Raw genomic sequence first — 14,134 nt, 5'->3', positions numbered from 1 at the left:
TTGTTGGCGCTGCCCTTGGTGCAACGGTAGTACAGTTGATTAATCCCAGTTTTCTGTCGCGGGTAGTCCTTTTTTGTAATGCTCCTCCAAGCAAGAGAGTAACATGTCCTCAACTTCTGTGAGATAGTTTTGCCTACCCAATTCCTCCAAAAAGCGAATTACACTTCGATCGAGCGAATCCACCTGTCGCAACCGTCTAATCCGCTTGAGAATTTGTGGAAGCTGGCGATAAGCATCTGGAGAGTCAACTTTTTTCAGGTTCTCTGGTTTCACGGTTAAAGTTGTATCGTGTACGTCAACATCTACACTAAACTGTTTTAGCTCTACTGCAATACAAGGATAACCATTATACTTGCGATCGCTATCTTCCAACTTACTCAGGACAAATACATCTCCAATACAACAAAAATCAGCAGCTTGCCAGCGCGGTTTTTCCTTCAAACGCTCCACGATACCTTTTACTGTACGACCGCTGGGAGCCTTGCCACCTGTTAACTCGATAGCTTGCTGCCAAGCTTTGACTTGTTGGGCTGGTTCCAGTTGAGTCAGCGGTCTGCACTGACGTTCGCTGGTTGGTAAAATCCGTGCGCCACTAATGTCTAAATTTTTTTGTGCGCCATTGGCGCACAAATTCTCAAATACAACTGCGGCATCGATTAATTGGTATGAGTGACGGCGATGATAGCCAAATCTATCTTGGCAGTACTCCTCGAAGGTAGAATGCGTACTGCGATACAGTTTTCTTTCCTTCAACTCCCGCAGTGCAGCTCCTGCCTGATAAAATGCCTGCTCTACCCGTAACTCCAACCGATGGCGATCGCGTTCCTCGTCTTCAGTTAGTTCCGGTGCGTCTATTATTACTGATTGGACTTGCAGCAAATTACCATTCATAACACGCTACAGCCTCCACTGCGTTCGGACCAGCGTAAAAATCATCACCGCTGGGAGTCACAAATAGCCAAACTTCGTTCTGCGTCCCAATACAATCTATGTATTTTAACCTACAGCCTGAAATCGTTTCTTTAGTTGTATTCAAAGCGCCCTCCACGGCATTCGTTACGCAGTGGATAGTAAAAGTTAGCTTCTCTATCGCTCGTTGCCTTAACCTTTCGGGAACCCAAGTTAGTTGATAGAGATTACTAGGGAATTGACACAAATACTCGACTAACAGTTTAGTCAAGCCCTGGCGCTGAGTAGATGTCATTTCCTTAGCAGCTTTTACTAACGTATTAGTGTTTTCTTTTACTCGACTCGCAATCTCAGTCCAGGTGGAACATAACAGGATTTGCTCTGCCAGTTCCCGTGCAGTTAGTGACTGTTGCTGTGTTTTTTCAATTGGTGCAATTGGTGCAGAATTGGTGGTATCAACAACAGAGTCTAAGCCAGTCGCAGTAATAGTTTCAACCACTGATTTGGTGAATTGGTGGTCTGAGGGCGAGGCGATTGCTTCAGTTGACGGCTGAGAAAAAGTAGCCTCTGTTGTTGTGCCACCAGACACTTCGCTCAACGGAGGCAAAGGACGCACGCGAGTGTCTTCACCGGACAGTTGCACGCCACTTGCGATCGACGAGGGAACCTCCGCAACGCAGTGGCTCCTCAACGGGGGACACCCCCGCATGGCACTGTCCTCACCGCGAGATGTTCCTGGGGGAGACCCCCAAGACCACACTCGCTCACCAATTTCACCAATTGAAGCTTGTAAGTCGCTATTGCTGGAGGTTTGGACTATTGGTGATGCCACCAATTCTTCACCAAAACCCACCAATTCTAAGGCATCATCTGTTGGTGGGTTGGGGATATAAACCATTTCGCTGCCCTCACCTTCGATTCGTCCATGACCAGAGGCAGCTAAGGCTTTGAAGATGCAAGCGCGAATTTTCTCCACTGCCCAACCTTTAAGAGCATTGATCCGGCTTTTCAAGAACGAAGCACTCACACCCTTACCACCCTTTTGATGAACCTTCTCGGCTTGAGTTTGGACTTTCAGAAAAATGCCTTCTGGTTGGCGGTTAGGTGCATTATGAGCGTGGATTAGCTTATGCTGGTCGAGATAGAACAAAGCAATTTCAATCGCGTGTTGCATTGTTGTGCCGTCGATAATTTGTGAAGGCGACTCTCCACGTAGTACGGCATTGACGATGTGCAGCCACAGTGCAATGCGAGCAGTATAAGATTCGATTTTGGCATAGACTAGCGATAGCCCAAAATGCTTTTCTTCCATCTCGGCATTTACCAAGGTATGATTCCAGCCTTGAAACAGGACTTTCGCTTCATGGGAAAGAAAGTAATCGGTTTCGGGGAGTTGTTCCAACTGGGCGTACAACCAAGACAGTTTTTCTCTTAACTGGGCGGCAGCGGGATTTGGGATTGATAAAAGATCGAGAAATCGGGCTGGAGCATCCACGATTGAGCAGTAGAGGAATCGGGAGGAATAGCCAGAGGCAATAAAATTAACTTCGTCAGTTGCCATCAGCCGTGCCAAAGTATCCCACTGGTAAGTCCCCGTCTTGCTCAAAGCAACGCGCTTCAAGAACAGTCGAGCATCGTGGCGGTCGAAGTTACCGCCAGAACCATTCCAAAACGATAGCTCTAGTTGCAGGTCGTCACCCTTACCGCTCTTATACTGGTTTAGCCGTTGGTAGTCTGCTACTAATTCATCGATATATTCTAGTAAGCCGCGTGGGTTCTCGTCGTGAATTCTGATTTTAGTGGAAGTGGTGACGTTGTTGAGCAACCGCCGCTGTCGCACTGGTGGTTTGCCTTCGGCATCCTTGTCATTTTCGTAATCTTCCATTTGAATGTCGTGGCTTTCTTTGGCTGCTGCTTCCATTTCCTCTAACGGCTTGAGGATGACCTGCTGCGGAGGAGTCTTGGCTTGACCGGAGTGGGCGATGTTGGCTGTCCAGAAAATACAAGGTTGCGTGTAGCCTCCCTCTGAGTTAATCACAACTCTTGCTGCCGTACCGATTCGTGAGGCGCTAGAAGGAAGTACCGTATTAAATAGATATTCTGGAGCGGTAGGCATAGCTGCTGCCTTTGCCATCAGCGGTTGGGACAACGTGCGATCTATGTAGGAGGAAATATTCAGTCGCCTGCGACTACTCTTAAGTAGGGGACGAAAAGATTCTACCGCTTCGATCACTTCTGCCGCTAGTTCTCCCTCAGTGCGGATGATTTTGGTTAGTTGATTAATTTCGTTATAAGTCCGACCAGTGACGCTAGCTAGCTCTATCAAACAGTTAGCAATTTTAGATTCGCTCTCTTCTCGGTCGAGAATTTCTCGAATGCGATCGCATAGAGTGATAGTAGCAACGGGTGGTTTGTTCTCACCGCGATTGTTGGTATTGCCAAAGCCACGACCAGCAGCATAGTTATGGTTTTTCTGGGTAGATTCTTGCTGTGGCTTGACGTGATGCTTCCAGTACCACGCTCTGATACAAGTGTTTACTCCTTCTGGAGTACAGCTAGGAGTGGGGTTGTCTTTTTCGGCTGATTTCCAGACTGTTTCTACTTCCCTTGATGGCAGCGGCGGAAAACAACGATTGGCATAATCTTCTAGCAGTAACCTGGGGTCGCCGTCGAAACTTTGACCGATCGAGCGCAGGTAGTTGGCAGTACCGATCAGGTCGCGGGCGAGTTTGGCTCCTTGAGCATTGCGTTCACCTTCTGCTACTCCCGCTTCCAGCAAGGCACGAGATTCTTTGGCGAGGCAAACTTCTAGAGGGACTGTAGCGGGAATAGGGATGGAAATATCGTCGTAACGCTTGCCTCCCTCTGAAGTGAAGGAGCGCGATCTCAGCGATACGGGTGGTATTTCTAGCAGTGTTTTTGGTACTGGAATGGCGGCGCGTAGCTCCTGGTAGCCATAGCGCTTGTCTCCACTATGAATGATGTCGCAGCGCAAGGGATCGCAGCCAGGTTTGATATGATAAGCCCCTGCCAATCGCATGACTCGACTGGGATTTTTCAGTGCTGGGTCAGAGCCAGTGTAGGCAAGTAGGGCAGTTTGTAATTCGCGCCATCGTTCCACGGCGATCGGCTCGTCAAATACCCAATACGAGTGGACTGACTTGCGGGTAGCAATTTGCATCGAAGGCTCTGGTAGCCCCAAGTCTTGCCAAAAATTAATTTGATCTTCAATCGGTCTATCGTCAAACTCGCAGAAGATGGCACGGCAGGACTTTACATCTTCGTCTTTATGTCCCCCACCATTCACTACTATATAAACGCCATATCCCTGTGCTTGCCACCCTTCTACTTGCTCCCAGTTGAGGCGATTGGCTTTACGTCCCGTGTTAGGCGCGTAGCGGTGGTCTTCTTTGGGCAGAAATGCTCTGACGTACACCGCGTCTCCCTGCTTGTAGCCGAGAGTCTCTAACTGTGCTACAACTTGTTGGCGGTCGAGCGTCAGTGCGGTCAAATGTAAATTTTCGTGTCGTTCCATCTCGGTTTTTCTCCTGTGACCGAGACGGGCGAGAAGGTTCTGGCAACTGCTCCAATTTTTTGCTATACTCAGCAGTTAGTAAAAGCTCGTGCAAAAGCTTTTGGGGATGGTGCCTTCTCGCCCGTCCCAAATTTTTTGTTTTTAATACAATCCGGTCGCTTCAACCACTTCCCGACTTGAGTAAGTTGTGGTCAAAAAGGCTATTTCTAGGCTTGTCCCGCTCCAAAACGTTAATAATTACCGTTTTGAGTTTTACCTGCTTCCTATAGTAATAGAAAATGGCAACGATCGCACCCAAGTAGCGGACGATTGCCCCAGTAGGTATTTTTCTACTACCCCAACCAGTTAAAACCAGTGCCTTACGGTCACTAGCAGCAGGTTGCTCCCAACTTCGATAAAAAACTTTTGATTTTTGTTTGACAATTGGCACGTAAAAACGGCACAATACTATAACAAGCATCGCGTTCTGACCTCCTCGGTAAGGAACATGGGTCGGAGCCTTCGGTGGGTGAAATCAGTCTGGTTGCGACAGACCTTCCCCTCCAAGCCGAAGCTTCTATTTAATTGAAGATATTATAATGGCATTTGAGCAAATAAGAAAAGCCCAAACTCGCTCGAAAAGCGATCGCGAGGGCTTTTCCAAGTGAAACTAACTAATTCGTTCTACTTTTAAGCGTCCTGCCTTCCAGTAATCAATAACTTTTTTACAATTCTTTTCGTTCGGGTCAGCTAAGAATCCCTGACGATCTAGCCGATTTACGACGGAGATAATTTCTGGTATTGGGAGAAAACAAACAACTGCCACATCGTTTAAGTTGGAGTGAAACAAAAGATTCGACTCTAAATTCTCATCGAATTGATCGATATTTCTGCCGTGAGGTAAATAGTCTTCCACAACGATCTGCGTCTTGGCTTTGATGGCAGGTAGCCAGGTCGGAGTTGGTGCAAAAGCAAACAGTAGCTGAGGTTTTTCCGGTACTCGTGCTAAAAATTCGCGAGAATTGGGGTCGCCGCAGTAAAGTAAGTGTCTTCCTAGTTGCCACCAGTTTCCAGTTTCTTCCGACTGCTCGACTAAAATGTTAGGTTGTGAAGTGGCAATCGCCACAGTTTGAGGTTGAGCAGGACTAGCATCCACAGAAAATTCTGTTTGGTTTTTAGGGAGAAGGCGAACGATTTCCTGCTTCGGGCTTGGCTGCGGTAGTAAAATCGGTGACGGTGATGGCGCGGGCGATCGCTCGTTTGCGTCGCTATTCCTTTCAGCTTCTACATTTTCTTTGCGATCGTCCTTCGGATGAGGCTTAGTTGAAGCTGGAGTGTATTTCTGCTTGATTGCTTTCGCTGTAGTAAAGCTAATGTTTTCGCCTGCCTCGGCACGGCTTAAGGCTTCGGCACGGGCAGCTTCAGGAATAGAAGGCGCTGATAATATGTATAAGGCAGAAGGGGCAAATTGCAAATCCGAAAAATTTTCGTTTTTAAATTGTCTGGCTACGTTCATGAACTGTTGGGCAGTTCTCTCCGTCCAAGCAAATTCAGCGTATAACCAGTCTCCAAATTGCCCGTGTTTTAATCTTGATTTAACGCTAATGAGTTTTTGCCCTACTTCAAAGATGTCTTGGGCAGCACGCTTCATCAACACCTTGATGTCGCCAGTCTGCTGCCGCACGAAATCAGAAGTAGCAGTATCAAGACTACTGTAATCAAAACCTTTACGAACCGACGGGCTAACAGAGGCAGGCATAGGGTTTGAGGCACTAACAAGAGCTATCGCCTTCCATTCTAGCCCCCAAGTCGGTTTTTTTAATCGCAGCAGCCTGAAATAGTTGCCGTTTGCACCAAACTTCAACTTCTACGCTTTCAGTGGAAGAGTCAGCCAAAACAGTAATTATTACCGTTTTGCTTTACATAGTTTTACAATAGATTGATTGCTCCAGCGCACCGCAATAGTAGTATGTGGAGCAATGTTGCTTGTCTTCCTGAGTCAAAAACGGGCAGAAGCCAGCCAGTCAAAACGGTAATTATTACCGTTTTGCTTTACATAGTTTTACAAGTAAAACGATTTGCTCAGTCACCTAAGATGGCAGATGCCAGTTCTTCCAAAGAACATTGCAAAACCTTGCACAAAGCAAAAGTCTGAGCTGGATCTAGTTTTGGCTTACTTTTTCCTTGCTCCCAATTAGATATAGTCTGATCGTCAACTCCAACTGCCTTTGCTACTTCTCTTTGGGTCAGGTGAAGGCGCTTTCTTAAATTACTAATTTTTTCACCCCAGCCCATAGAAATTCTATCTCGTTACAAAAACTTACCGTTCGATTCTACTCCAACCGCTCGAAAAACTTGACAAAAAACAAAATTACAATTAGTTTGTAACTATACGAGTCCAAAAATCGAAATTTTCTAAGCAACTCCCCTTATCTAAGTTGTTTGTGGGTGTGTACGAGCAGGTGTGGTCAAACGAAGGTACTACTCGTGCCTGCTACGCTTCAAGAAGGGCGATCGCGCTTTATCTTCGCTCAAATAGTTTTTACACAGCATAAAATATTTCATGAAAGATACATCAATTTTATTAGAACCCCGTTCTAGTTCGCGGAAGCTGGTACGGACGAAGAAATCCCCCGATCGACCTATCGAGTTTGCAAAAACCAATTATCGGAGAGTGGTAGAATTAAACGAGAAATGGAATCCCTGCCGAGTCAAAACTACTAAGCTGAGGGATTGGCTTCTAGAGCCTGATTTTTTTCTCAGCCAAAACCTTCAGTTTGTTGCCAGCAAAAAAATTCTTGATAGTATTGAAATGCTACCAGTTATAGAATGTGAAGTTGTCGCAATAGGTTACTGCGACTTACTCAATACTCTCCAAGTAGATTACCGAAATGGAACTCGTTACCACTACTATGACGTTGCACCTGCAAGGTTCGACCTGTTAATTCAAGCAACTGACTTGAAATGCTTTATCGACTTTTTCCACCAGTTGATCGCGACTTATAAACACGAGAGAGTACGATAAGTAAATGTCACTACAATGCTAAGTTTTTTTAGTTATGGGAGCTATTATCGGTTTTTTGCTCTTTCTCGTAGGGTATAGCACGATTAGCGCGATCGCTCAAGGCTGGGTGCTAGTAAAATTTGTGGAGTTGGTTCATCTTGCCCGTCTTCAAAACTCCAGTACCGTCACTACCTTACGCAATTGGATTGTGTCTAGTCGGCAGTTTGTTTCAAATTCCTCAAAAAGCTACCAACTCAAGCACTGAACAAGAGCCGATTCAGTTAGTAGCAGCGTTAGGCTATCAGCTAGTTGAATGCATATTACAGTGCTTGCTTGTTGTTGTTTTTGCTTGGGTTGTTTGCCAGTTTACTAAATGAGAACGCGTCAACTACCCAACGCTAATTGCTAAGAGCAATATAGCGTGGGCTTGCGAAGAACTAAAAGCCAATTAGTTCCAGCAAGACTAAGCAGTTGTCTAGCCTGTGCGGAAAACGTAAACTGAACTATCTGGACGTGGCAGTTCAAATCACATACAGAATGCTTCCCAAGTTTTGTATCACTGATATAGTCAGCGGCGATGGGATGTATACACTTTGGGCTTATCGCCATGTATGTTAGCAAGCGGAAGCGCGGGTGTCCCGCACATTGGAGCTGCGTACCAGTCGTAGATCGAAATCAACGTCCACTAATGCCAACAACACCTGCCAGGGCGCAACGTTGGATTGAATCGAGCAAAGCTACCCCATTTTGGAAACGCGGAATCTTCTGCGTTCGACTAAATGTAGAACCATCAAGCCGTAATACTCAACCAATTGCAGTAGGTATTGACCCAGGTAGCAAACGCGAAGCTTTTACTGTCAAGTCTCAAGCTCATACCTACCTAAATATTCTGGCTCATGCTGAGGACTGGGTAAAAGATGCCGTTGAGACGCGGCGGAATATGCGACGAGCCAGAAGGTTTAGAAAAACTCCCTGTCGTCAAAATCGTGCCAACAGATTAGTTAACACCCAAAGACTAACACCATCTACTAAAGCCAGATGGCAATGGAAATTGCGTATCTGTCAAGCTTTATGCAAGATATTCCCTATTACTGCTTTTGTGGTAGAAGATATCAAGGCTAAAACCTGGAAGAACAGTAAGAAGTGGAATACTTCATTCAGTCCATTAGAAGTTGGTAAAGCTTGGTTTTACAATCAACTACGTCAACTTGGAATACTGGAAACCAAGTCTGGCTTAGAAACAAAAGGACTACGCGATTCTTTAGGTCTAAAGAAGACTAAAAACAAGTTAGCCGAAAAGTTTGAAGCGCAAAATGTCGATTCTTTTGTATTAGCCAACTGGTATACAGAAGGACGCGACAAACCAGACAATACGCAGCTATTAGTAGTGATTCCCCTACGATTTCACCGTAGGCAGTTACATCGATTAGAACACGCCCCAGGTCACATCCGTTCCCCTTACGGCGGAACAATGTCTCTAGGATTTAAGCGCGGTTCTTTAGCCTTGCACCCTAAGTACAATCTCTGTTTTATTGGCGGTTCGAGTAAAGGTAGAGTTTCGCTACACTCTGTCGAGACGGGTAAGCGACTCTGCCAGAATGCTAAACCCCAAGACATCAAGTTTTTAACTTACAACACATGGAGGACTCGATATGTTTCCTAGATCCTGTCCCCCGTTTCCTCCCACCACTGAACGGAGTACCGTTACAGTGGTGGTCTCCACGGGGGTTGAAAGATGAACGACACTCAAAAATCCAATCTGACACGCGAACTACTCGCGCAATTTAGAGGTACGACCCTTTTCTACCCCCACCCTTCGCAACACTTTCTCTATACTGAAGGTGTTTGCTATCTGGTTGAAAAGGGTTCTGCTGGGTGGTTGCTCGACGCGATCGCCTCTTATCAACCTTTCTTGCGAAAAGACCCGTATTTGCGTCATTGTCAGCACTGGCAGCTAACTGTCGATATCGATCGCAGTGCCAAGCTCATGTGTGCCAAAGGTTTTATCAATGCTGCTGTAGTTGAGAAAATCGAGCGCACGGATTTTCCTTTATCCGAACTTGAGTTGTACTTGGTTGACGGTATTCTTCAACTTCCTACCGAGTACTGCTGTACGTGAACCCAACTGTCGATCTGGAAAAAATTGCTTCTCAACTTGTAGCAGATAGATACGTCACCCGTCGCTTTAAGTCGCACTTACTAGGTTTTTTATCAGAAGCCTACGGACTGGGGACGAATCCCTACGAGCCGGATTTGGAAATATTTGTTAACGCTCAATCAAATACCTATCAGAAAGAAATAAATAATATTTGTGGCAGCGTTCAGCTGTCGCCAGTTCGAGTGAATAGCCACAGCAGAAAGACAATTGCTAGAGTACCGGATTGTGGTTTCCTAGATTTTTCCAACAGCAAAATTCTCTATGACAGTGGAGCTTTTACTGATGTTTTAACCAATTGTCGCGTTACTCCAGCAGAAGCTTTAAATAGACAGTTACTTACTTTAAACAATCTACTTAGAGCAAAGAAAACCTTGCTCGTATCCTATGATTTACTAATAGACGAGAAGTACGTCAACGGTACGCGTAAAAAGGAGCGATGGAGTATTAGCGAAGGTAACAAAGCTGTAGAGGCTACCGTTGTAGCTGCTAAATATCTGGATTCACAAAGATATAAACTGCAAGATTTCACCTTGGTACAAAGCTGTCAAGGCGTAAGTGCCGAGCAATATATGTCCTGCGTAGAGAAGGTTTTGGCTTATTGCCGCTCGGGAGACTTTGTGGGATTGAGTGGTTGGTGTATCTTGGGCAAGCAAAAGCGTTGGCTTCCTACTTTTTTTCAAGTTATTGATGAAGTTGTTCCGGCAATTGCTGAAGCGGGGATTGATCGCGTTCATATTTTTGGCGTGACTTGGTACAAACCCATTCGAGGATGTATTCCTCCCCTTCCAGTTTTGCTGCATCAGTGCGATCGCTACGGTATTAAACTGACGACAGATGGGCGCTCTCCGATTGCCAACGCCCTTTGGAGCGATTGGCGCAAGGCAGGAGCGACCTTTCCCTATTGGCGACACAACCTCGCTTGGGTCAAAGCCGAGATCGCTACTTTAAGAGATTCTCCTTTTTACCAAAAAGTCAGTCCGCCCAAAACACAACAACTCACGCTTTTTTAGGGTTAAAAAGATGACAATAACTTGCGGCGACCTCTTTTGCGGTGGTGGCGGTTGGGTTACTCAACTGCTTGACGTACTCTCTCCCCAATGGGCGATCGATAAAGATCCAGAAGTAGTTAAGGCATATCGTCGCAATATTAGCTTTGATGCAATTTGTGCCAATCTAACCGAGGTCGATCCCTACTCGCTTCCCCCAGTGGATGTTTTGTTTGCCTCTCCCCCCTGCCAGCAATGGTCCGCAGCCCGTAGTTTCTCTGCTCCACGGCGAGAAGATGCTGAAATTGGTATAGTTCTCTGCCGCTATCTAGAAGCTTTAAAGCCAAAATACTTATTTCTGGAGAACGTGCGCGGCTACATCAGATCGCGATCGCTCTTTGAAATCGAGCAAATGCTTACAAATTGGGGTATTGGGTAGATAGACAAATAATAGATGCTGCTGATTTCGGCGTACCGCAACATCGAGTTCGATTAGTTTTGAGGGCGGTCAGGGGCGGCTTTCCGCCATCGCTACCAGCCAAAGAAAAAAAGCGAGGGTGGTATGAGGCGATCGCCGACCTCATCCCCACGCTCGAACCATCGCAGCTAGCACCTTGGCAGATAAAGCGATTACCACCAAATCTACTCAGCGATTTTCTCATGGACAGTAAAAATGTAGATCCTCAACGAACCTCCGTAATTAGATTTGCCGACCGAGCCGCTGATACAGTTCGTGCGTCTGGCTGTAGGGGCTTTCCCAAAGCTGTAATTGTTGAGCGCACAGGAGTCAGGGCTGAAAAATTAAAGTTTCGATGGGCAGAAGAACCAGCATGGACGATTAGGAGTTCAATAACGACGGACGGTCAAGGCAATAACCGTTCTCGCTTTATCGACGCGATTCTCCCAGGACAAGTACTTCAACTCAACATACATACTTTAGCTAGGTTACAGTCTTTTCCCGACTGGTATGTTTTTCGGCGTTGTTGCATAAACGGTATGAGATAGGGGGTAAAATACTGAAGATGGAGAAGCATTGAATTGTCTTGCAATGAAAACGAAACCTAAACCCTCAAAGCCGAGTCCGCAACTGGAATAACTATGATGCTGCGCTCAAACAACGAGGAAGCTTGAGCTTTTGGATTGACGAAGCGGGGAAGAGCAGGGTGGATCAATGAACAAAAGAGTGGAAGGCGTGGAGCATCTAAGCACTGAGCGCGATGGGGCAATTGCATTGATGGCAACGGCTCAATCGTTATTTAATCTACCCGGACGGCAGACGGAGGGATTTGTGGAGTCCAAGTTTTGCCTTGATGGGAATTGACCTGCCGGTGCCTGACCATAGTACCTTGTCGCGACGAATGGGCAAGGTGGAGGTAGAGATGCCCGTGGCACCGAGTGAAGGAGCGATTCATGTAGTGGTAGATTCAACCGGAGTCAAGGTGTATGGCGAGGGGGAATGGAAAGTACGTCAACATGGAGTGGATAAGCGACGGACGTGGCGGAAGTTGCATGTAGGTGTGAACGAAACGACTGGGGAGATATTGGAGAGCGAAAAATTTCGGGGGAGATGGGCAATAATTCAGCAGGCGTTCTAAACATTAATCATCCCAAAGCCCTTGAAACTTGGTAGATGCAAGTTCGGTGTAACGAACAGTGTGCTGAATATTTTTATGCCCCAAGTAACTTTGAATTGTCCGAGTGTCAGTACCTCGATTCGCCAAGTAGTAACCTGTTCCATGTCGTAGCATATGGGCATGAACAGGAAAAGGTAGACCAGCTAACTCACCAGCCCGCTCAATAATTCCACCGACAGTATCAAGTGCTAACGGTCCATGTCGAGAAGATTGGAAAACATAGGGACTAGCAGGATAATCTCGCTGCAACTTGCGGAGAGAGCGAATCTCATCAGAGTAAAGTGGGTGAGTAGAAGGAGTTCCCTTTTTGACTCGCTTGATGTAAATCGTTCCACCGTTAAAGTCGATCTGCTCCCATCGCAAGGCTGCTGCCTCTGCCACTCGCAATTCGTGACGGTAGAGCAGCAAAATTAGGGTTGAGTCTCGATGAGCGTGGCGACCCTTCAATTTTTTGATGGCTTTCCGCATCGCCTCAACTTCTTCAGGTAACAAATGTTCCCTAGTTCTAACTTCTGAATACTTGCGAGAGTTAGGTGATTTACACTCTTGTTTTTCTGTTTTACCAACTTTCGATAGTTGGACGATCTGTTTCATCATGACCCAAACTCCTAAAAAGCTTGGGATATGTCAACTAATTTTACCAACTTACACACGAAAGTTGGTAAGTACATAGACAGAAAAAAACTAGCTTGTTTTTTACATAGGTTAGTGCTTTCAAGGTAAATTAAATCGCATTCATACTGAGGATTTAAGCAGTATGAAGCATTGGCTGGTTTTGTTCGCTATCCACTCTAAATTCGGGATACCACTGCTGGAATTTACTCTTTAACTCTCCGTTCAATACTAGCGTTCGCATTTGGAGAAGAAGATGCGCCCCATAAGAGAGTCCAACGCATTTGTTGCTTTTTTACGAATCGCTTGCTAATAACTTGATTAACGGTAGACTCTACAAACGAGCTGGAAATCGGTTCTCCATTACGGTAGCGTTCGCCATAATTGGGAATATACTGCCCATTATTTGAAATATAAGTTTCAAACTCTTCCAAATGAGAGCAGAGTTTTTGTGCCTCAAGACTTGGTTCTCGCTCGTCATCATCCGAACCTAAGACAAAGGCGCTATCGATTAAATCTTCAATTTTTGATAATCCTTTAAAGACATTGCCGTGCCATAAATACCACTTTAATGAAGTCAAATCTTTGAGGATGGATTCGCTGTTTATACCTGCTGACAAATCTTCTTTACTTATCCCCTTAGCAATTTGTTTCATCACAGTTATCCGCATGGTGATGTGAAACCAATCAAGTATATGTTCGGCATTGGGATTGAGATAATATTGTAGGTCACGTATAATCTCTTCTCCATCTGATAAAAATCTGACCTGCTGGTTCATTTGCATCCCTTGAGATTTCAACACCTCAAATATACGCCGTTGGGGTTTGGTGTCGTAGCAATAAACCATGCCAAAACATTTGGATGCACCGTCTGCTTTTATACTCTTGCCAGCGATAACTTCAAAATTTCCGGCTTTTTTAGATTTCCTGTCATAGAAACGAACATATCCTCCATCCATACCTACTACCAAGGGTAAACCTGGTCTGGGGAGCTTCTCCCAATCTCTTTGGCAACCCTCGAATAATATTCCTGCTTCTTCCGGTAACTCTGATTCTAAGCGTTGACCTAATGCGTGTAGATTGTTGCGTATAGATGCAGCGTTTATTTCTCCTTCTATTGGTAGTAATTCTTGTAATAGTTTGGTGGACAGTCCATAAGACATTAGAGATGCAAATTTTGATTCTAGGTAGAGCAATTCTGGCGATGTGCGCTCTTTTATTAACCCGGCAATCGAAAAGGCTACAAATAAAGGACAAAAGAGGTACAATGGAGGCATGAATAAACCTGATGCCCGATTGCTTAATCCCACAACTCAA

General features: G+C 45.6%; 15 protein-coding genes and 1 pseudogene. 9 read left to right on the top strand and 7 right to left on the bottom strand.

All coding sequences use genetic code 11. The annotated features are described in order from the left end of the window. Window positions 1-39: 39 nt before the first annotated feature. From H6G17_RS08585 to H6G17_RS08560, 5 genes are all read right to left on the bottom strand, one after another. Complete coding sequence (locus tag H6G17_RS08585; protein ID WP_192156157.1) at window positions 40-891, bottom strand: hypothetical protein; 852 nt, start codon at window positions 889-891, stop codon at window positions 40-42. Further along, the gene (locus tag H6G17_RS08580; protein ID WP_192156155.1) at window positions 881-4,444 is read right to left on the bottom strand and encodes a DUF3987 domain-containing protein; all 3,564 of its coding nucleotides are present in this window, start codon (window positions 4,442-4,444) and stop codon (window positions 881-883) included. The genes H6G17_RS08585 and H6G17_RS08580 overlap by 11 nt, the downstream gene beginning before the upstream one ends. A gap of 160 nt (window positions 4,445-4,604) precedes the next feature. After that, entirely contained in the window at window positions 4,605-4,904 is a 300-nt protein-coding gene (locus H6G17_RS08575) for a hypothetical protein (RefSeq protein WP_192156153.1), read from the bottom strand. A 189-nt stretch (window positions 4,905-5,093) separates the two neighbouring features. After that, complete coding sequence (locus tag H6G17_RS08570) at window positions 5,094-6,182, bottom strand: DUF3102 domain-containing protein (protein ID WP_192156151.1); 1,089 nt, start codon at window positions 6,180-6,182, stop codon at window positions 5,094-5,096. 323 nt (window positions 6,183-6,505) lie between these two features. Then, the gene (locus H6G17_RS08560) at window positions 6,506-6,718 is read right to left on the bottom strand and encodes a helix-turn-helix transcriptional regulator (protein WP_106166015.1); all 213 of its coding nucleotides are present in this window, start codon (window positions 6,716-6,718) and stop codon (window positions 6,506-6,508) included. 268 nt (window positions 6,719-6,986) lie between these two features. Between H6G17_RS08560 and H6G17_RS08555 the strand changes: the two genes are divergently transcribed. The 9 genes from H6G17_RS08555 to H6G17_RS08515 all read left to right on the top strand — a co-directional run bounded on the left by H6G17_RS08555 (window position 6,987) and on the right by H6G17_RS08515 (window position 12,166). Further along, on the top strand, window positions 6,987-7,448 hold the full coding sequence (locus tag H6G17_RS08555) for a KTSC domain-containing protein (RefSeq protein WP_192156149.1): 462 nt from the start codon (window positions 6,987-6,989) through the stop codon (window positions 7,446-7,448). Between the two features lie 34 nt (window positions 7,449-7,482). Continuing rightward, entirely contained in the window at window positions 7,483-7,692 is a 210-nt protein-coding gene (locus H6G17_RS08550; protein ID WP_192156147.1) for a hypothetical protein, read from the top strand. Between the two features lie 423 nt (window positions 7,693-8,115). Next, on the top strand, window positions 8,116-9,090 hold the full coding sequence (locus tag H6G17_RS08545) for an RRXRR domain-containing protein (protein WP_199316600.1): 975 nt from the start codon (window positions 8,116-8,118) through the stop codon (window positions 9,088-9,090). Between the two features lie 72 nt (window positions 9,091-9,162). Further along, a complete protein-coding gene (locus H6G17_RS08540; protein WP_192156143.1) occupies window positions 9,163-9,546 on the top strand; it encodes a DUF6876 family protein in 384 nt (127 codons plus the stop codon). Then, on the top strand, window positions 9,543-10,595 hold the full coding sequence (locus H6G17_RS08535; RefSeq protein WP_192156141.1) for a hypothetical protein: 1,053 nt from the start codon (window positions 9,543-9,545) through the stop codon (window positions 10,593-10,595). Before H6G17_RS08540 ends, H6G17_RS08535 begins: the two co-directional genes overlap by 4 nt. A gap of 10 nt (window positions 10,596-10,605) precedes the next feature. Further along, window positions 10,606-11,010 (top strand): DNA cytosine methyltransferase, encoded by a 405-nt coding sequence (locus tag H6G17_RS33980; RefSeq protein WP_192156139.1) that lies wholly within the window; start codon window positions 10,606-10,608, stop codon window positions 11,008-11,010. Further along, window positions 10,995-11,576, top strand: coding sequence for a DNA cytosine methyltransferase (locus H6G17_RS33975; RefSeq protein WP_192156138.1), 582 nt, complete (start codon window positions 10,995-10,997; stop codon window positions 11,574-11,576). Before H6G17_RS33980 ends, H6G17_RS33975 begins: the two co-directional genes overlap by 16 nt. Window positions 11,577-11,742: 166 nt before the next feature. Further along, window positions 11,743-11,892: a hypothetical protein gene (locus H6G17_RS08520; protein ID WP_192156137.1), complete on the top strand. Its 150-nt coding sequence runs from the start codon at window positions 11,743-11,745 to the stop codon at window positions 11,890-11,892. Continuing rightward, on the top strand, window positions 11,882-12,166 hold the full coding sequence (locus H6G17_RS08515) for a transposase (RefSeq protein WP_347276418.1): 285 nt from the start codon (window positions 11,882-11,884) through the stop codon (window positions 12,164-12,166). The genes H6G17_RS08520 and H6G17_RS08515 overlap by 11 nt, the downstream gene beginning before the upstream one ends. 3 nt (window positions 12,167-12,169) lie before the next feature. Here the strand turns inward: H6G17_RS08515 and H6G17_RS08510 are convergent, their stop codons facing one another. Together H6G17_RS08510 and H6G17_RS08505 are read right to left on the bottom strand one after the other, a co-directional pair. Further along, on the bottom strand, window positions 12,170-12,802 hold the full coding sequence (locus tag H6G17_RS08510; RefSeq protein WP_192156134.1) for a tyrosine-type recombinase/integrase: 633 nt from the start codon (window positions 12,800-12,802) through the stop codon (window positions 12,170-12,172). Window positions 12,803-12,953: 151 nt separating this feature from the next. Then, window positions 12,954-14,040: pseudogene (locus H6G17_RS08505) on the bottom strand (ISKra4 family transposase); the annotation flags it as partial. Window positions 14,041-14,134: the final 94 nt, after the last annotated feature.

It is taken from the genome of Chroococcidiopsis sp. [FACHB-1243] (assembly GCF_014696895.1).
GTDB lineage: Bacteria > Cyanobacteriota > Cyanobacteriia > Cyanobacteriales > Chroococcidiopsidaceae > Chroococcidiopsis.
The sequence above is the reverse complement of the archived record's forward strand: the minus strand, read 5'-3'. Positions and strand labels throughout refer to the sequence as shown.